This window comes from Pseudomonas prosekii (genome assembly GCF_900105155.1).
Classification (GTDB): domain Bacteria; phylum Pseudomonadota; class Gammaproteobacteria; order Pseudomonadales; family Pseudomonadaceae; genus Aquipseudomonas; species Aquipseudomonas prosekii.
Genome location: NZ_LT629762.1, coordinates 2,937,533 through 2,954,695 on the forward strand (window position 1 = coordinate 2,937,533; position 17,163 = coordinate 2,954,695).

Genomic DNA, 17,163 nt, shown 5'->3' on the forward strand with positions numbered 1-17,163 from the left:
GTTAAAAAAAAGGGCTTGGGGAATAAATCCCCAAGCCCTCAAAAGGTGAGAGGTGTCTAGTCCCTCGACCTGGTGAGCGTGGCTCTCGTGCCCTTGGTTACAAGAGCAAGAACCGGCGTTTGGTCAAGCCTTGAGAGGCACCAGACGCGGAGCAATCATGTTTTCCGGGCGCAGGATGTCGGCGAGCATTTCGTCGTCGAGCAAGCCTTCTTCGCGCACCAGTTCCAGCACGCCGCGGCCGCTTTCAAGGGCGATGCGGGCGATGCGGGTGGCGTTTTCATAGCCAATGTACGGGTTCAGCGCGGTGACCAGACCGATCGAGTGTTCGACCAGTTCGCGGCAGCGCTCTTCGTTGGCGGTGATGCCGACGATGCAGTGCTCGCGCAGCATGTCCATGGCGCGTTGCAGCAGGCGGATCGAGTCGAAGATCTTGAACGCGATCAGCGGCTCCATCACGTTCAGTTGCAGTTGGCCGCCTTCAGCCGCGATGGTCAGGGCCAGGTCGTTGCCGATGATCTGGAACGCTACCTGGTTGACCGCTTCCGGGATCACCGGGTTGACCTTGCCGGGCATGATCGAACTGCCTGGCTGACGCGCCGGCAAGTTGATTTCGTTGATCCCGGTCCGTGGGCCGCTGGACAGCAGGCGCAGGTCGTTGCAGATTTTCGACAGCTTGACCGCGGTGCGCTTGAGCATGCCGGAGAACAGCACGAAGGCGCCCATGTCGGAAGTCGCTTCGATCAGGTCGGCGGCTGGCACCAGCGGTTGACCGCTGATCAGCGCCAGACGCTCGACGGCGAGGTGCTGGTAACGCGGGTCGGCGTTGATGCCGGTGCCGATCGCGGTGCCGCCCAGGTTGACTTCGGTCAGCAGTTCCGGGGCCAGCGTCTTCAGACGGGCCAGGTCTTCGCCCAGTGTGGTGGCGAAAGCACGGAATTCCTGGCCGAGGGTCATCGGCACAGCGTCTTGCAGTTGCGTGCGGCCCATTTTCAAGACGTGAGCGAATTCCTGACCTTTGGCCGCGAATGCCTGAATCAGGCTGTCGAGGCTGGCCAGCAGCGCGTCGTGGCCCAACAGCAGACCCAGGCGAATCGCCGTCGGGTAAGCGTCGTTGGTCGACTGCGCCATGTTCACGTCGTTGTTCGGGTGCAGGTATTGGTATTCGCCCTTCTGGTGGCCCATGGCCTCCAGCGCGATGTTGGCGATGACTTCGTTGGCATTCATGTTGGTCGACGTGCCAGCGCCGCCCTGAATCATGTCGACCACGAACTCTTCGTGGAAGTCGCCGCGGATCAATCGTGCACAGGCTTCGCTGATGGCAGCGTGCTTGGCTTCGCTCAGATGACCCAGCTCGCGGTTGGCGTCAGCGGCGGCCTGTTTGACCATGGCCAGGCCGACAACCAGCTTCGGGTAATGCGAAATCGGAACGCCGGAGAGACGGAAGTTGTTCACCGCTCGCAGGGTCTGGATGCCGTAATACGCTTGAGCGGGTACTTCGAGTACGCCAAGCAGGTCTTTTTCTGTGCGGAATGATGCAGCGGAGGACATGATAGAAATCATCTCAATATGGACCCGGTCTGTGCCGGAACGCTGCAAATGCTAGGCTTGTGAACAATTTTGGGCCAATGCTGTTAAGCGCTGGCCTATGCACATTCGGCATAATGCCGATGTGACGCCGTGTACGCGGCAAACGTGTGAGCTAATTTGGTGCGTGTCCGGGAGGACCTGATGAATCTGGAAAGCAAATGGCTGGAGGACTTTAGCGCCCTGGCCGCCACCCGCAGCTTTTCCCAGGCGGCTGAGCGGCGCTTCGTCACCCAGCCAGCGTTCAGTCGGCGGATCCGCAGTCTGGAAGCCGCGCTGGGCCTGCAACTGGTCAACCGCTCGCGCACGCCGATCGAACTGACGGCGGCGGGGCAGTTGTTTCTGGTGACGGCGCGCACGGTGGTGGAACAGTTGGGCGAAGTGCTGCGCCATCTGCATCACCTTGAGGGCGGGCAGGGCGAAGTGATGCAAGTGGCGGCGGCTCACTCGTTGGCATTGGGCTTCTTCCCGCGCTGGATCGCGCAGTTGCGTAATGAAGGTTTGAACATTGCCACGCGGCTGGTCGCGACCAACGTTGGCGATGCGGTGCACGCGTTGCGCGAGGGCGGTTGCGATTTGATGCTGGCGTTCTACGACCCGGACGCGGCGATGCAAATGGACCCGGAGATTTTCCCATCGCTGCACTTGGGGCAAACCGAGATGTTGCCGGTGTGCGCGGCGGATGCTGACGGCAAGCCGTTGTTCGATCTGGAAGGCGACGCCAGTGTGCCGCTGCTGGCCTACAGCGCCGGGGCGTTTCTGGGGCGCTCGGTGAATTTGCTACTGCGCCAGCGCGCGCTGCGCTTTACCACTATCTATGAGACCGCGATGGCCGACAGCCTGAAAAGCATGGCGCTCGAAGGCTTGGGCATTGCCTGGGTGCCGCAACTGAGCGTGCGCGCCGAGCTGGCGCGCGGTGAGCTGGTGGTGTGCGGCGGCCCGCAATGGCACGTGCCGCTGGAGATTCGCCTGTACCGCTGCGCGCTGGTGCGCAAGGCCAACGTGCGATTGCTCTGGCGCAAACTCGAGGGCGGCGCCGCGCAAGGTTCCTGAGTAAACCGACTAACCCCTGTGGGAGCGAGCTTGCTCGCGATGACGGTCTTGCATTCAGGATCAAGGTTGACTGACCGGACGCTATCGCGAGCACGCTCGCTCCCACAGGTGGATTGCGGGGTATTTGACTGACTCTCAAGTCAATAAAACCGCGACTTTTGGGGTTATGACAGATGGTCGCGCAGGGGGCTGTTTATCTGCTTCATTGAGGTATACTGCGCGGCCTTCGGCCGGCTTGACTGGCCATTTTTCGTACAATCGAGCCACGCATTTTTGCGTGGCTTGTTGTTTTTTGACGCGCCCCCGGGCGCCCAGAGAGAAGAGGCACGACGATGAGCGCACTGGTTGGCGTGATCATGGGCTCCAAGTCCGATTGGTCCACCCTTAGCCACACCGCCGACATGCTGGAAAAGCTCGGCATTCCTTACGAGGTGAAAGTGGTCTCCGCCCACCGCACCCCGGACTTGCTGTTCCAGTACGCCGAAGAAGCTGAGGCGCGAGGCATCGAGGTGATCATCGCCGGTGCCGGTGGCGCGGCGCACTTGCCGGGCATGTGTGCGGCCAAGACCCACCTGCCGGTGCTCGGCGTTCCGGTGCAGTCGTCGATGCTGTCGGGCGTCGATTCGCTGCTCTCGATCGTGCAAATGCCGGCGGGCATTCCGGTTGCCACCCTGGCCATCGGCAAGGCTGGCGCGATCAACGCCGCGCTGCTCTCGGCGAGCATCCTCGGCGCCAAGCACCCGCAGTTCCACGCGGTGCTGAAAACTTTCCGTGCTGAACAGACAGACAGCGTCCTGGACAATCCAGACCCACGCATCGCCTGAGGTTGTTGACGATGAAGATCGGTGTAATCGGTGGCGGCCAATTGGGCCGCATGTTGGCGCTGGCGGGCACTCCGCTCGGCATGAACTTCGCTTTCCTCGACCCGGCGCCGGATGCTTGCGCCGCTGCTTTGGGCGAGCACCTGCGGGCCGATTACGGCGATCAGGATCACTTGCGCCAACTGGCCGATGAAGTCGATCTGGTGACCTTCGAGTTCGAAAGCGTCCCGGCCGAAACCGTGGCGTTTCTGTCGCAGTTCGTGCCGGTCTACCCGAGCGCCGAAGCGCTGCGCATCGCCCGTGATCGCTGGTTCGAGAAGAGCATGTTCAAGGACCTGGGGATTCCCACCCCGGCGTTCGCCGACATTCAATCGCAAGCGGATCTGGACGCCGCTGTCGCGTCCATCGGTCTGCCCGCCGTGCTGAAAACCCGCACACTCGGTTACGACGGCAAGGGCCAGAAAGTCCTGCGCACGCCTGATGATGTGGTCGACACGTTCGCCGAGTTGGGCAGTGTTGCCTGTCTGCTGGAAGGCTTCGTGCCGTTCACCGGCGAAGTGTCGCTGATCGCCGTGCGGGCCCGCGATGGCGAAACGCGCTTCTATCCACTGGTTCACAACACCCACGACAGCGGCATCCTCAAGCTGTCCGTGGCCAGCACCGATCACCCGTTGCAGGCGCTGGCGCAAGACTATTCCAGCCGTGTGCTCAAGCAGCTGAATTACGTCGGCGTGATGGCGTTCGAGTTCTTTGAAGTCGACGGTGGCCTCAAGGCCAACGAAATCGCCCCGCGCGTGCACAACTCCGGGCACTGGACCACTGAAGGTGCCGAATGCAGCCAGTTTGAAAACCATCTGCGCGCCGTTGCCGGTTTGCCGCTGGGTTCGACGGCCAAGGTCGGTGAGAGCGCGATGCTCAACTTCATCGGCAAAGTGCCGGACACCGAGAAGGTCCTGGCCATCGACGATTGCCATCTGCATCACTACGGCAAGGCGTTCAAGGTCGGGCGCAAGGTCGGTCACGCCAACTTGCGTTGCGCTAATCGCGAAACCCTGGCCGCGCAGATTCTCAAGGTTGAAGCGCTGATTGCCGAATAGTTTCATTTCGGCGCTGCGGAACCTTAATTGCCAATGGTTCTCTGATTGCAGGATGCCAAAGTCTGACTAGGCTTGGCATATTCAAATCATTCAGAGGAAAAGTGCCATGGGAATTATTGGAACCATCTTTATCGGCTTGATCGTCGGCCTGCTGGCGCGCTTCCTGAAACCGGGTGATGACAGCATGGGTTGGATCATGACCATCTTGCTCGGTATCGGCGGTTCGTTGGCGGCCACTTATGGCGGCCAGGCACTGGGCATCTACCAGGCCGGTCAAGGCGCGGGCTTCATCGGTGCGCTGGTCGGTGCGGTCGTGCTGCTGGTGATCTACGGTTTGATCAAAAAGAACTGATCTGCCGACCAAGCCCTCTCTGCTGCGCAGGCCGAGAGGGCTAGAATGCCCGGCGTTGTTTCGTCCCTTCCTTTGCCGAGCACCTTCATGCGCCGTCTCCTGCTGACTTTCCTTTTACTAGGCTCGGGCCTCGCCCACGCCGGCGAATTGCCGGAAACCGACTGGCTGGCGCTGATGCCCAAGTCGGACCAGAAAGCCCTCGAAGCCATGCCCGAAATCGACCACGACTCGCCCGAAAGCGACGGCACCTTCACGGCCAAGGGTGGCCTGAAGCAAAGCAAAGGCCTGCCGGCGGTGATGTATTCGAGCAAAACCGTGGCGTCGATGAACGACAAGGATATTCGCATCGGCGGTTATCCGGTGCCGCTGGAGTCCGACGCCAAGGGCCGCAGCACGCTGTTTTTCCTCGTGCCGTACCCCGGCGCCTGCATCCACGTGCCGCCACCGCCGCCCAATCAATTGGTGCTGGTGCGTTATCCGCAAGGCTTGAAGCTGGACGACATCTACACGCCGCTGTGGGTGACGGGGAAGTTGAAGGTCGAGAAAGTCAGCAATGACCTGGCTGATGCGGCGTATGCGCTGGATGCGGCGAAAGTGCGGGTGGTGGAAGAGGCGGATTTGTAGCGGCTGGAGATCGATTCGCGGGCAAGCCTCGCTCCTACAGGGGCGAGGTCCGACCACGAAAAAATTGTGGCGGCACCAATCCCTGTAGGAGCGAGGCTTGCCCGCGAAGCTTTTACAGCGGTTTGCTAGCGATGCTTACGCCCAGCGTATGACTGGCACCCGCCGCCAGATCCACCACGTCATCCATCACATTCGCGGTCTCGATGCACAGCATGCGCTGCCAGCCATCGTCGGCCATGTCGCTGAACGCCGCCGCGCGATCGATCCACGGGTTCCAGATCACCGCTGTGCGTGAACCGCTGCTGGTCAGCTCGACGCGCCGTTCCCAGGTCGGGTCGACGATGCTCAACTGCTGCGGGACGTCCAGATAGATCCGGTCCGTCTCGCCGACGAACGCCAGATCACCGCTCTGAGTGGCGGTGGCCCAGTCCTTGGTCGTGTCGATGTAGCGCAAACCGTCCAGCCCTTCGACGTGCACGTTGCGCACATCGCTGACCGCGAAATAGCTGTGCAGGGCCTGGCTGATGGACACGGTTTCAGTGCCGCGGTTATGGCTGGTGAGGCTGATGTGCAGTTGTTCATCCAGACGAATGCTCAACTTCAAATCCACCTGATGCGGCCATTCGGCGAATCCGCCTTCGGGGCAGGGCAGAATGAACTCGACGTTCAGGCTCTCGCCCTCGGCTTCGATGCCGCCCAATTGCCAGTCCATCGCCCGGACCAGACCGTGGGCATTCGCCGCATCATTGCCGACGCGCATCGCCTGCACGCTTTGCGGATTGCGCGCGAAGACTCCGAACCACGGCCAGCACACCGGCACCCCGGCGCGGATGCTTTTGCCGGTCTTGAACACGGCCTCGTCGTTGAGCCAGATCAGCGGCGGTTGGCCGGCCAATTGATAACTGAGGATATGCGCGCCTTGCTGGGCCACCAGCAATTCGGCCTGACCGTGGCGGATGCGCCAGCAGTTCAGTTCATCGAGTTTCACGGCTTCAACGTTGGGCGTGCTCATGGGGCAACTCTCAATCAGGATCAATGACTGCAATGGACCGCAGAAGCAGCGCCTTGTTTAACCTGCAGGTTTAACGAGCGCGCGACGGCACCGAACGTGTGCGACCACTGCCATCGATGGCAACAAACACAAATACCGCTTCTGTCACTTTGCGCCATTCGCTGGACAGCGGATCGTCGCTCCAGACTTCGACCATCATCTGGATCGAGCTGCGGCCGATTTCCAGCGCCTGGGTATAAAAGGAAAGCTGCGCGCCTACCGCCACCGGCACCAGGAATGCCATCCGGTCGATCGCCACAGTCGCGACGCGGCCACCGGCAACTTTGCTGGCCATTGCGGTACCGGCCAAATCCATCTGCGCCACCAGCCAGCCGCCGAAAATATCGCCAAAGCCGTTGGTTTCGCGCGGGAGTGCGGTGATTTGCAGGGCAAGGTCGCCTTGCGGGATTGGATCTTCTTGTTCGAGCTCTATCATGCCGGGGGTGCCTCTGACCCGTGACTCTTCATTAATACTTCAAGGTGATAGCCGTCTCAGAAAAAACGATTCAGCCCCGAACATACTACGTTCGTCACGTTTTTCGTAAGGCGCCTAAAGGGAAACTCTGCGAAATCGCCTGTGAACTCCCGGAGGCGTTTTCGCACAGCAACCCTTTCAAACTGTTACAGGCTTGCGAGTATATCGATCGGTAGACTCCGAGACGACCGTCGGGTTCTCATTTCGACCGTCAATTACGCGCCTCTATGTGCTTTTTCGAACAATTTGCTATCGTGCCGGACCTGCCCAAGCCTCCGCCAGCGTTGTTGGGGTTGCAGATCCGACTATAAGAGAAGCCCTTGCCATGACCACAGCGCCCTCGAGCATCGCGCAGCCGACGCAATCCGCACGTCCCTTGTCCCGCAATGACTACAAGACTTTGTCGCTGTCTGCACTCGGCGGCGCGCTGGAGTTCTACGACTTCATCATCTTCGTATTCTTCGCCACGGTGGTCGGCAAGCTGTTCTTCCCGGCCGACATGCCCGAGTGGCTGCGCCTTATGCAGACCTTCGGCATCTTCGCCGCCGGCTACCTGGCGCGGCCGTTGGGCGGCATTGTCATGGCGCATTTCGGCGACCTGCTGGGGCGCAAGAAGATGTTCACCTTGAGCATTTTCATGATGGCCGTGCCGACGCTGATCATGGGTTTGCTGCCGACGTATGCGCAGATCGGCATGTGGGCGCCGATTCTGTTGCTGCTGATGCGGGTGATTCAGGGCGCGGCGATTGGCGGTGAAGTGCCGGGCGCCTGGGTATTCGTTTCCGAACACGTGCCGCAGCGACACATCGGCTACGCCTGCGGCACCCTGACCTGCGGCCTGACCGCCGGCATTCTCCTGGGTTCGCTGGTCGCCACGGCGATCAACAGCATTTACACGCCTGTCGAAGTCGCGGATTACGCCTGGCGGATCCCGTTTCTGCTCGGCGGCGTGTTCGGTTTGTTCTCCGTGTACCTGCGCCGCTGGCTGCACGAAACCCCGGTGTTCGCCGAACTGCAACTGCGCAAAGCCTTGGCCGAAGAAGTGCCGCTGCGCGCGGTGCTGCGTGACCATCGCGGGGCGATCCTGATTTCCATGCTGCTGACCTGGCTGCTGTCGGCCGGGATCATCGTCGTCATCCTCATGACCCCGACCGTGCTGCAAACCGTCTACCACTTCGCGCCTACCACCGCGCTGCAGGCCAACAGCCTGGCTATCGTGTTCCTCAGCCTCGGCTGCGTGGCGTCCGGCGCACTGGCCGACCGTTTCGGCGCCGGCCGCGTCTTCGTGTTCGGCAGCGCCGCGTTGCTGATCAGTTCGTGGACCTTCTACCACAGCCTGTTCAACCACCCGGACTGGCTGTTCCCGATGTACGCCCTGACCGGCTTGCTGGTCGGCACCATCGGCGCGGTGCCTTACGTCATGGTCAAAGCCTTCCCGGCCGTGGTGCGTTTCAGCGGATTGTCGTTTTCCTACAACCTCGCTTACGCAATCTTCGGCGGCTTGACGCCAATGATCGTCACCTTGCTGCTCAAGCAAAGCCCGATGGGGCCTGCTTACTACGTCGCGATCATTTGCGGGGTGGGGATTTTGGTTGGGGCTTATTTGTGGAAGAAGGGGCGCTGAGCCGGTTTCTTCTATCGACAGGACTGACGCCTTCGCGGGCAAGCCTCGCTCCTACGGATCACTGCGACCTGTAGGAGCGAGGCTTGCCCGCGAAGAACGATTACGCGGTATTACGTCGAAACACCGAATGCTGGCCTTTCATCCAATTGTCATATTTCAGCCATAGAGTGTTCACACGGCCTGCTGATACTTGGCCCCGACTTAACACACCCTATCTGCTAGGAGTAAGGCATGAAACTGAAGCGTTTGATGGCGGCAATGACTTTTGTCGCTGCTGGCGTTGCGACTGCCAACGCGTTCGCCGCTGTTGACCCTGCTATCCCGAGCTACACCAAGACCACTGGTGTGTCGGGCAACCTGTCCAGTGTCGGCTCCGATACCCTGGCCAACCTCATGACCTTATGGGCCGAGAACTACAAAAAAGAATACCCGAACGTAAACATCCAGATTCAGGCCGCCGGTTCCTCCACCGCGCCACCTGCGTTGACTGAAGGCACCGCCAACCTGGGCCCGATGAGCCGCAAGATGAAGGACAACGAGCTGCAAGCCTTTGAAACCAAGTACGGCTACAAGCCAACCGCCATCCCGGTTGCCGTGGACGCCTTGGCGGTGTTCGTGCACAAGGACAACCCGATCCAGCACATGACCATGGAACAAGTGGACGCGGTCTTCGCCTCGACTCGTCTGTGCGGTGGCAAAGCCGACATTAAAACCTGGGGCGACCTGGGCGTGACCGGCGACCTGGCGAACAAGCCGGTTCAGCTGTTCGGTCGTAACTCGGTATCGGGCACCTACGGCTACTTCAAGGAAGAAGCCCTGTGCAAAGGCGACTTCAAGCCGAACGTCAACGAACAACCAGGTTCGGCTTCGGTCGTGCAGTCGATCAGCTCCTCGCTGAACGGCATCGGTTACTCGGGCATCGGTTACAAAACCGCTAGCGTGAAGACCGTGGCACTGGCCAAGAAAGGCACCACCGAGTTCATCGAAGACACCGAAGAAAACGCCCTGAACGGCAAATACCCGCTGTCGCGTTTCCTCTACGTCTACGTCAACAAAGCCCCGAACAAGCCTCTGGCCCCGCTGGAAGCCGAGTTCGTGAAACTGGTGCTGTCCAAACAGGGCCAGGAAGTTGTGGTGAAAGACGGCTACATCCCGCTGCCAGCCAAGGTTGCTGCAAAAGCACTGGCTGACCTGGGTCTGCAAGAAGGCAGCGCTGAAGTCGCAAAGAAGTAACACCGTAGGTCCGGGGTAAACCCGGACCTGTGTAGGAGCGAAGCTTGCTCGCGAAAGCGGTGGGTCAGCCAACAGTGATGTTGAATGTGCCGACGCCTTCGCGAGCAAGCTTCGCTCCTACAAATGCCGGTGAACGCCGGCCCCCCAATTTTCGATCCTCTGCCAGTCCCCGCTGGCGGCGGATTTGTTGCGTCACTGCATTGTCATCTTTCTGTCATACAGGATCGCTAGGGTGTGCGCATGAATGATCTGGCCAATTCCACCATGACTACTAATCCTCCCAAGCGCATTGACTTCAATACGCCTGAGCTGCAACGCAAGCGCCGCATCCGCGCGCTCAAGGATCGCCTGACCCGCTGGTACGTCCTCGTCGGCGGTCTCGCTGTGCTTGGCGCGATCACGCTGATCTTCTTCTTCCTCGGCTACGTCGTCGCACCGCTGTTCCAGGGTGCCGATCTGACCGCCAAGGACGCCATCACCCCGGCCTGGATGCAAGACGCCGGCAAGCCGCTGATGATCTCCCTCGAAGAACAGAACCAGGTCGCCATGCGGATTTCCGACAAGGGCCAGGCGCTGTTCTTTGATATCGACAGCGGCGCCGAACTCAAGCGCGTCGACCTGCCGATTCCGGCCGGCACCACCGTGACGTCCATTGGCGAAGACCAGCCGGGTCAGCCGCTGGTGGCGGTCGGTCTGTCCAACGGTCAGGCGCTGGTGTTCCGTCACACCTACAAAGTCAGCTACCCGGACGGCAAGAAGACCATCTCGCCGGCCATCGAATACCCGTACGGCGAAGCCCCACTGGCGCTGAACGAGGCGGGCGGGGCGCTGGAGCACGTCAGCCTGAATGCCACCGACGCCACGCTGTTGCTGGTCGGTTCGACCGGTTCGCAGCTCAACGTGTTGTCGCTGACCAGCGAAGAAAACATGATGACCGGCGAAGTCACCAACGAGCAGAAACGCATTGATCTGCCGCAGATGACCGAGCCGGTGAAAAACATCTTCGTCGACCCGCGTCAGCAATGGCTGTACGTGATCAACGGGCGCGCTCAGGCCGACGTCTTCAGCCTGCGCGACAAGAGCCTCAACGGTCGCTACAAACTGCTCGAAAACGGCGAAGCGCAAATCACTGCCTCGACCCAGTTGGTCGGCGGCATTTCGCTGATCCTGGGCGATTCCAACGGCGGTCTGGCCCAATGGTTCATGGCCCGCGACCCGGATGGCGAACAACGCCTGAAGCAGATTCGCACGTTCCAGATGGGCACCACGCCGATCGTTGAAATCACTGCCGAAGAACGCCGCAAAGGCTTCGTCGCCCTCGACGCCTCGGGCAAGCTCGGCGTGTTCCACAGCACCGCGCACCGCACCTTGCTGGTCGATCAAGTGGTCGACGGCCAAGGCATTTTCGGCATGTCGCCGCGCGCCAACCGCATCATCGTCGAGGCGGGTGGCAAGCTGCAGCCGCTGCTGCTGGACAATTCCCACCCGGAAGTATCCTGGAGCGCGCTTTGGAGCAAGGTCTGGTACGAGAACTACGACGAGCCTAAATACGTCTGGCAGTCGACCGCCGCCAACACTGATTTCGAACCGAAGATGAGCCTCGCGCCGCTGACGTTCGGCACGCTCAAAGCTGCGTTCTACGCGATGCTGCTGGCCGCGCCATTGGCTGTCGCCGCCGCCATCTACACCGCCTACTTCATGGCTCCGAGCCTGCGCCGCAAGGTCAAACCGGTGATCGAGCTGATGGAAGCGATGCCGACGGTGATCCTCGGTTTCTTCGCCGGCCTGTTCCTCGCGCCGTATGTGGAAGGGCATTTGCCGGGCATCTTCAGCCTGCTGATGCTGTTGCCGATCGGCATTCTGGTCGCCGGTTTCATCTTCAGCCGTTTGCCTGAGTCGATTCGCCTGAAAGTGCCGGACGGCTGGGAAAGCGCAATCCTGATTCCGGTGATTCTGTTTGTGGGCTGGCTCTCGCTGTACATGAGCCCGTACATGGAAACCTGGTTCTTCGGCGGCGACATGCGCATGTGGATCTCCCACGATCTGGGCATCACCTACGACCAGCGCAACGCACTGGTGGTCGGTCTGGCCATGGGTTTCGCGGTGATCCCGAACATTTACTCCATCGCCGAAGATGCCGTGTTCAGCGTGCCGCGTGGCTTGACCCTGGGTTCGCTGGCACTCGGCGCCACGCCTTGGCAGACCATGACGCGCGTGGTGATCCTGACCGCCAGCCCGGGGATTTTCTCGGCGCTGATGATCGGCATGGGCCGCGCGGTCGGGGAAACCATGATCGTGCTGATGGCCACCGGCAACACCCCGGTCATGGAAATGAACCTGTTCGAAGGCCTGCGCACCCTGGCCGCCAACGTCGCGGTGGAAATGCCGGAGTCGGAAGTCGGCGGCAGCCACTACCGCGTGCTGTTCCTCTCGGCGCTGGTGCTGCTGTTGTTCACCTTCGTCATGAACACCCTCGCGGAACTGATTCGTCAGCGTCTGCGCAAGAAATACTCGTCGCTTTAAGCAAAGGTAGAAGTCTGTGAAACAGAACTCCCTGAAAGGATGGTTCAAGAGCGGCGCCCCCGGTGTCTGGATCAGCGGTGGCGCGGTGTCCATCGCGGTCATCATGACCATTGGTCTGCTGGCGGTGATTGCCGTGCGCGGCCTCGGTCACTTCTGGCCGGCGGACTTGATTCACGCCAGTTACGACGTGCCCGGCCAGGCCAATCACCTGGTGGTCGGCGAAGTGGTGCAAAAGGAAGAAGTGCCGCGCGAGCGCCTGAAAAGCGCTGGCCTGCCGGTGCCGGACGTCGGCCCGGAGTTCATGACCCGCGAGCTGATCAAGGTCGGCAACCGTGACTTGAACGGCAACGATTTCACCTGGATCGTCGGCGAGTGGCTGACGGACCAGAAGACGCCGCCGGAGCTGATGGCCATCGAGCGTCGCGAGTGGGGCAACTTCTACGGTTACCTGGTCAACGTCAAACAGGACGGCAAGGTCATCGCTGAAGGCGAGGCGGCCTGGCCTGAGTTGCAGTCGCGCGTTGATCGCGTCAACCAGCTTGCGGCGCAGCTCAAGACCTTGGAAAAATCCGACATTGGCGCGATCAACGCCGGCCTCGAACGCATTCGTCTGCACGGCCGCAAACTGGAACTGGCAGGCAAACTCGACGCCGCTGCGCAAGCCGACATGGACGGCGAACGCGCTGAACTGAACGCGCGTTATCAAGACATCGAAGCGCGCCTGGCGGACCTGCACGCCCAGTTCAACCGCGACAGCCTGACCGCTCGCGATGCCAACGGCAAAGAAGTCGTCATCGACATCGGCAAGGTGGTTCACGCCTACCAGCCGAACGCGATGGGCACGTTGACCAAGATCGGTTTCTACTTCAGCAAGGTCTGGGAATTCCTCAGCGATGACCCGCGCGAAGCCAACACTGAAGGCGGGATTTTCCCGGCCATCTTCGGCACCGTGATGATGACGCTGATCATGGCGATGATCGTGACGCCGTTCGGTGTGCTGGCAGCGGTTTACCTGCGTGAATATGCAAAACAGAACACCATGACGCGGCTGATCCGCATCGCCGTGAACAACCTGGCGGGCGTTCCGGCGATTGTTTACGGCGTGTTCGGCCTCGGCTTCTTTGTGTACGTGCTGGGTGGTTCGGTCGACCGTTTGTTCTTCCCCGAAGCTTTGCCGGCGCCGACCTTCGGTACGCCGGGCCTGCTCTGGGCCTCGCTGACCCTGGCGCTGTTGGCGGTGCCGGTGGTGATTGTGGCGACGGAAGAAGGCCTGGCGCGGATTCCTCGCACCGTGCGCGAGGGCTCGTTGGCCCTCGGCGCGACCAAGGCTGAAACGCTGTGGAAGATTGTCCTGCCGATGGCCAGCCCGGCGATGATGACCGGGATGATCCTCGCGGTGGCGCGTGCCGCTGGTGAAGTGGCGCCGCTGATGCTGGTGGGCGTGGTCAAACTGGCGCCGTCGCTGCCACTGGATGGCAACTATCCATACCTGCATTTGGATCAGAAGATCATGCACCTGGGCTTCCACATCTATGACGTCGGCTTCCAGAGCCCGAACGTCGAAGCGGCGCGACCGCTGGTGTACGCCACGGCGCTGCTGCTGGTGCTGGTGATCGCCACGCTGAACTTGTCGGCGGTGTACATCCGCAACCACCTGCGCGAGAAATACAAAGCATTGGATAGTTGATGCTGGCCCTGTAGGAGCACAGCTTGCTCGCGATGGCGATTTCAAGGACGCCATCGCGGGCAAGCCATGCTCCCACAAAGAATTGCGTAACCGCAGGCTCGGCCTGCGGCTCACTGAACCGAATTTGTCAGCACAGGGAGCCTCCCATGCAGCACGAGACACATACCCACGGCATCAACATGTCCGCCCTGGGCCGCGACAAGCAGAGCCTGAGCCTGGCGCAGGAAACCGTTGCCATCGAAGTTCCGGGCCTGAGCCTGTACTACGGCGACAAACAAGCGCTGTTCGACGTCAGCATGAACATCCCGAAACAGCGCGTGACCGCGTTCATCGGCCCGTCGGGTTGCGGCAAATCCACGCTGCTGCGCACCTTCAATCGCATGAACGATCTGGTCGACGGCTGCCGTGTCGAAGGCGCGATCAACCTCTACGGCCACAACATCTATCGCAAGGGCGAAGACGTCGCCGAGCTGCGTCGTCGCGTCGGCATGGTGTTCCAGAAGCCCAACCCGTTTCCGAAAACCATCTACGAAAACGTCGTGTATGGCTTGCGCATTCAGGGCATCAACAAAAAGCGCGTGCTCGACGAAGCCGTTGAGTGGGCGTTGAAAGGCGCGGCATTGTGGGACGAAGTCAAAGATCGTCTGCATGAATCGGCACTCGGTTTGTCCGGTGGTCAGCAGCAACGTCTGGTGATCGCGCGCACCATCGCCGTGGAGCCGGAAGTGCTGCTGCTCGACGAACCGTGCTCGGCGCTCGATCCGATTTCGACGCTGAAAGTCGAAGAGCTGATCTACGAACTGAAATCCAAATTCACCATCGTTATCGTGACCCACAACATGCAACAAGCCGCGCGGGTTTCCGACTACACGGCGTTCATGTACATGGGCAAACTGGTGGAATTCGGCGACACCGACACGCTGTTCACCAATCCGGCGAAGAAACAGACCGAAGACTACATCACCGGGCGCTACGGCTAGCCGTAGAGCTGCGAGCCGTAAGCTTCAAGCGGCAAGAGAGAAGCGGTGCGATATCAGGACTTATACATAACTGCTTGAAGCTTGCAGCTTGAAGCTTGCAACTTTCGCGGAGCGAAACAGATGATTAGTAAAGAAGGTTTAACCCATCACATCTCTGCACAGTTCAACGCCGAGCTTGAGGAAGTGCGCAGCCACCTCCTGGCCATGGGCGGGCTGGTGGAAAAGCAGGTCAACGACGCCGTCACCGCACTGATCGAGGCCGACTCCGGTCTGGCCCAGCAAGTGCGTGAGATCGACGACGAGATCAATCAGATGGAACGCAATATCGACGAAGAATGCCTGCGCATTCTCGCGCGTCGTCAGCCGGCGGCGTCGGACTTGCGGTTGATCATCAGCATCTCCAAATCGGTGATCGACCTCGAACGCATCGGCGACGAAGCGACCAAGATTGCCCGCCGCGCCATCCAGTTGTGCGAAGAGGGCGAGGCGCCGCGCGGTTACGTCGAGGTGCGCCACATCGGCGACCAGGTGCGCAACATGGTCCGCGATGCGCTGGACGCGTTTGCCCGTTTCGACGCCGACCTGGCGTTGTCGGTGGCGCAGTACGACAAGATCATCGACCGCGAATACAAGACCGCGCTGCGCGAGTTGGCGACCTACATGATGGAAGACCCGCGCTCTATCTCGCGGGTCTTGAGCATCATTTGGGTGCTGCGTTCGCTGGAACGCATCGGCGACCACGCGCGCAATATCTCGGAACTGGTGATTTACCTGGTGCGCGGCACCGACGTGCGTCACCTTGGCCTCAAGCGCATGAAAGAAGAAGTTGAAGGCACAAGTGGCGAAACCGCTAATGTTCCGGGCAAAGCTGACGATAAGTAGGATTGCCCTGACTAAAACGCCTGGCCATTCGGCCGGGCGTTTTTGCTTGTGGGACCGAATTCGAAAGCAGCACCCGCGAACGAAAAGTCCCGGCGTGACTGAAGGTTTGTGGCGATGTGCCACCAGCAAAGCGGTATGCTTGCCGGGATTTTTTAAAGGGGTTGTGGATGAGTAAGGTCAGTGTGTTGGTCGTGGACGATGCGTCGTTCATTCGTGACCTGGTGAAGAAGTGCCTGCGTAATTACTTCCCGGGCATTCGCATCGAAGATGCCGTCAACGGTAAAAAGGCTCAGGCGATTCTGGCGCGCGAAGCGTTCGACCTGGTGCTGTGCGACTGGGAAATGCCGGAAATGTCCGGCCTCGAACTGCTGACCTGGTGCCGCGAGCAAGACAACCTCAAAAGCATGCCGTTCGTGATGGTGACCAGCCGTGGCGACAAAGAGAACGTGGTCCAGGCGATTCAGGCCGGCGTTTCCGGTTACGTCAGCAAACCGTTCACCAACGAACAACTGCTGACCAAGGTCAAACAGGCGCTGAACAAGGTCGGCAAACTCGACAAATTGATGAACAGCGCGCCGACCAAAATGAACTCGGCGTTCGGCAACGATTCGCTCAGCGCATTGACCGGCGGCAAGACTGAAGTGCTCGGCGCCGCGCCAGTCAATCCATTCGCCAAACCGGTTGCTGCGGCGCCAGCCCCGGCCCCGGCGGCTGCAGCATCGCGTGGTTTGCTCAACAACGCACCGCCCAAGGCCCCTGCTGCGACGGCGGCACCTGCCGGTCGCGGCCAGGGCCAATTGCGCCTGTCGAGCGGCAACCAGCCGTGCGTGATCAAGGCGTTGAGTCTCAAGGAAGCCTTGCTGGTAGTGAAACGCAGCGACACCTTGCCGCAAGTGCTGGAAAGCGCGGTGCTCGACCTGGAGCAGGGCGATAACGCAGAAACCGCGCGCCTCAATGGTTACTTGCACGCCATCGTCGCCCACGAACCCAAGCCTGACAGCGAATGGCTGCAGCTGACCTTCCGCTTCGTCGATCAGGACGCGCAGAAGCTCGACTACATCTCGCGCCTGATCGCCCGTGGTACGGCGCAGAAGCACTTCATCCCCGGCGCGTGATCTTCGTCGCCTGACAGTCCGCCATCGCCAGCAAGCGCGCTCCCACAGTCGATTGGTGTTGC

At 60.6% G+C, this 17,163-nt stretch carries 15 protein-coding genes; 12 read left to right on the forward strand and 3 right to left on the reverse strand.

Annotation, left to right across the window (positions count from 1 at the left end; genetic code table 11):
* Positions 1-123: 123 nt before the first annotated feature.
* Positions 124-1,548 carry an aspartate ammonia-lyase gene (gene aspA / locus BLU01_RS13230; RefSeq protein ID WP_008150027.1) on the reverse strand — a complete coding sequence of 475 codons (1,425 nt, stop codon included), beginning with the start codon at positions 1,546-1,548 and terminating at the stop codon, positions 124-126.
* A gap of 180 nt (positions 1,549-1,728) precedes the next feature.
* Between aspA and BLU01_RS13235 the strand changes: the two genes are divergently transcribed.
* The 5 genes from BLU01_RS13235 to BLU01_RS13255 all read left to right on the forward strand — a co-directional run bounded on the left by BLU01_RS13235 (position 1,729) and on the right by BLU01_RS13255 (position 5,531).
* Complete coding sequence (locus BLU01_RS13235; RefSeq protein ID WP_092275949.1) at positions 1,729-2,637, forward strand: LysR substrate-binding domain-containing protein; 909 nt, start codon at positions 1,729-1,731, stop codon at positions 2,635-2,637.
* A 332-nt stretch (positions 2,638-2,969) separates the two neighbouring features.
* Entirely contained in the window at positions 2,970-3,461 is a 492-nt protein-coding gene (gene purE / locus BLU01_RS13240; protein ID WP_019694319.1) for a 5-(carboxyamino)imidazole ribonucleotide mutase, read from the forward strand.
* A gap of 11 nt (positions 3,462-3,472) precedes the next feature.
* Positions 3,473-4,555 (forward strand): 5-(carboxyamino)imidazole ribonucleotide synthase, encoded by a 1,083-nt coding sequence (locus tag BLU01_RS13245; protein ID WP_092275952.1) that lies wholly within the window; start codon positions 3,473-3,475, stop codon positions 4,553-4,555.
* Between the two features lie 106 nt (positions 4,556-4,661).
* Positions 4,662-4,907 carry a GlsB/YeaQ/YmgE family stress response membrane protein gene (locus tag BLU01_RS13250; protein WP_008030708.1) on the forward strand — a complete coding sequence of 82 codons (246 nt, stop codon included), beginning with the start codon at positions 4,662-4,664 and terminating at the stop codon, positions 4,905-4,907.
* An 87-nt stretch (positions 4,908-4,994) separates the two neighbouring features.
* Positions 4,995-5,531 carry a DUF3299 domain-containing protein gene (locus BLU01_RS13255; protein WP_092275955.1) on the forward strand — a complete coding sequence of 179 codons (537 nt, stop codon included), beginning with the start codon at positions 4,995-4,997 and terminating at the stop codon, positions 5,529-5,531.
* 112 nt (positions 5,532-5,643) lie between these two features.
* Here BLU01_RS13255 and BLU01_RS13260 read toward each other — a convergent pair whose 3' ends face one another.
* Complete coding sequence (locus tag BLU01_RS13260; RefSeq protein ID WP_092275958.1) at positions 5,644-6,543, reverse strand: D-hexose-6-phosphate mutarotase; 900 nt, start codon at positions 6,541-6,543, stop codon at positions 5,644-5,646.
* Positions 6,544-6,613: 70 nt separating this feature from the next.
* Complete coding sequence (locus tag BLU01_RS13265; RefSeq protein ID WP_003176975.1) at positions 6,614-7,018, reverse strand: acyl-CoA thioesterase; 405 nt, start codon at positions 7,016-7,018, stop codon at positions 6,614-6,616.
* Positions 7,019-7,382: 364 nt separating this feature from the next.
* Between BLU01_RS13265 and BLU01_RS13270 the strand changes: the two genes are divergently transcribed.
* The 7 genes from BLU01_RS13270 (at position 7,383) to BLU01_RS13300 (ending at position 17,101) form a co-directional block, all read left to right on the forward strand.
* Positions 7,383-8,681, forward strand: a complete 1,299-nt coding sequence (locus BLU01_RS13270) for an MFS transporter (RefSeq protein WP_092275961.1) — start codon at positions 7,383-7,385, stop codon at positions 8,679-8,681.
* Positions 8,682-8,912: 231 nt separating this feature from the next.
* A complete protein-coding gene (locus BLU01_RS13275; RefSeq protein WP_092275964.1) occupies positions 8,913-9,914 on the forward strand; it encodes a phosphate ABC transporter substrate-binding protein PstS in 1,002 nt (333 codons plus the stop codon).
* A 240-nt stretch (positions 9,915-10,154) separates the two neighbouring features.
* On the forward strand, positions 10,155-12,437 hold the full coding sequence (locus BLU01_RS13280) for an ABC transporter permease subunit (protein WP_092275967.1): 2,283 nt from the start codon (positions 10,155-10,157) through the stop codon (positions 12,435-12,437).
* Between the two features lie 16 nt (positions 12,438-12,453).
* Positions 12,454-14,124 (forward strand): phosphate ABC transporter permease PstA, encoded by a 1,671-nt coding sequence (pstA, locus tag BLU01_RS13285; protein WP_092275970.1) that lies wholly within the window; start codon positions 12,454-12,456, stop codon positions 14,122-14,124.
* 146 nt (positions 14,125-14,270) lie between these two features.
* A complete protein-coding gene (gene pstB, locus BLU01_RS13290) occupies positions 14,271-15,104 on the forward strand; it encodes a phosphate ABC transporter ATP-binding protein PstB (protein ID WP_092275973.1) in 834 nt (277 codons plus the stop codon).
* 120 nt (positions 15,105-15,224) lie between these two features.
* Complete coding sequence (gene phoU, locus BLU01_RS13295) at positions 15,225-15,986, forward strand: phosphate signaling complex protein PhoU (RefSeq protein WP_092275976.1); 762 nt, start codon at positions 15,225-15,227, stop codon at positions 15,984-15,986.
* 167 nt (positions 15,987-16,153) lie between these two features.
* Positions 16,154-17,101: a response regulator gene (locus BLU01_RS13300; protein ID WP_092275979.1), complete on the forward strand. Its 948-nt coding sequence runs from the start codon at positions 16,154-16,156 to the stop codon at positions 17,099-17,101.
* The last annotated feature ends 62 nt before the right edge of the window (positions 17,102-17,163 follow it).

What these genes read in the sequence shown, in the direction of transcription:
- aspA (WP_008150027.1), bottom strand. Translation starts at nt 1,548, where the DNA reads ATGTCCTCCGCTGCATCATTCCGCACAGAAAAAGACCTGCTTGGCGTA.
- BLU01_RS13235 (WP_092275949.1), top strand. Translation starts at nt 1,729, where the DNA reads ATGAATCTGGAAAGCAAATGGCTGGAGGACTTTAGCGCCCTGGCCGCC.
- purE (WP_019694319.1), top strand. Translation starts at nt 2,970, where the DNA reads ATGAGCGCACTGGTTGGCGTGATCATGGGCTCCAAGTCCGATTGGTCC.
- BLU01_RS13245 (WP_092275952.1), top strand. Translation starts at nt 3,473, where the DNA reads ATGAAGATCGGTGTAATCGGTGGCGGCCAATTGGGCCGCATGTTGGCG.
- BLU01_RS13250 (WP_008030708.1), top strand. Translation starts at nt 4,662, where the DNA reads ATGGGAATTATTGGAACCATCTTTATCGGCTTGATCGTCGGCCTGCTG.
- BLU01_RS13255 (WP_092275955.1), top strand. Translation starts at nt 4,995, where the DNA reads ATGCGCCGTCTCCTGCTGACTTTCCTTTTACTAGGCTCGGGCCTCGCC.
- BLU01_RS13260 (WP_092275958.1), bottom strand. Translation starts at nt 6,543, where the DNA reads ATGAGCACGCCCAACGTTGAAGCCGTGAAACTCGATGAACTGAACTGC.
- BLU01_RS13265 (WP_003176975.1), bottom strand. Translation starts at nt 7,018, where the DNA reads ATGATAGAGCTCGAACAAGAAGATCCAATCCCGCAAGGCGACCTTGCC.
- BLU01_RS13270 (WP_092275961.1), top strand. Translation starts at nt 7,383, where the DNA reads ATGACCACAGCGCCCTCGAGCATCGCGCAGCCGACGCAATCCGCACGT.
- BLU01_RS13275 (WP_092275964.1), top strand. Translation starts at nt 8,913, where the DNA reads ATGAAACTGAAGCGTTTGATGGCGGCAATGACTTTTGTCGCTGCTGGC.
- BLU01_RS13280 (WP_092275967.1), top strand. Translation starts at nt 10,155, where the DNA reads ATGAATGATCTGGCCAATTCCACCATGACTACTAATCCTCCCAAGCGC.
- pstB (WP_092275973.1), top strand. Translation starts at nt 14,271, where the DNA reads ATGCAGCACGAGACACATACCCACGGCATCAACATGTCCGCCCTGGGC.
- phoU (WP_092275976.1), top strand. Translation starts at nt 15,225, where the DNA reads ATGATTAGTAAAGAAGGTTTAACCCATCACATCTCTGCACAGTTCAAC.
- BLU01_RS13300 (WP_092275979.1), top strand. Translation starts at nt 16,154, where the DNA reads ATGAGTAAGGTCAGTGTGTTGGTCGTGGACGATGCGTCGTTCATTCGT.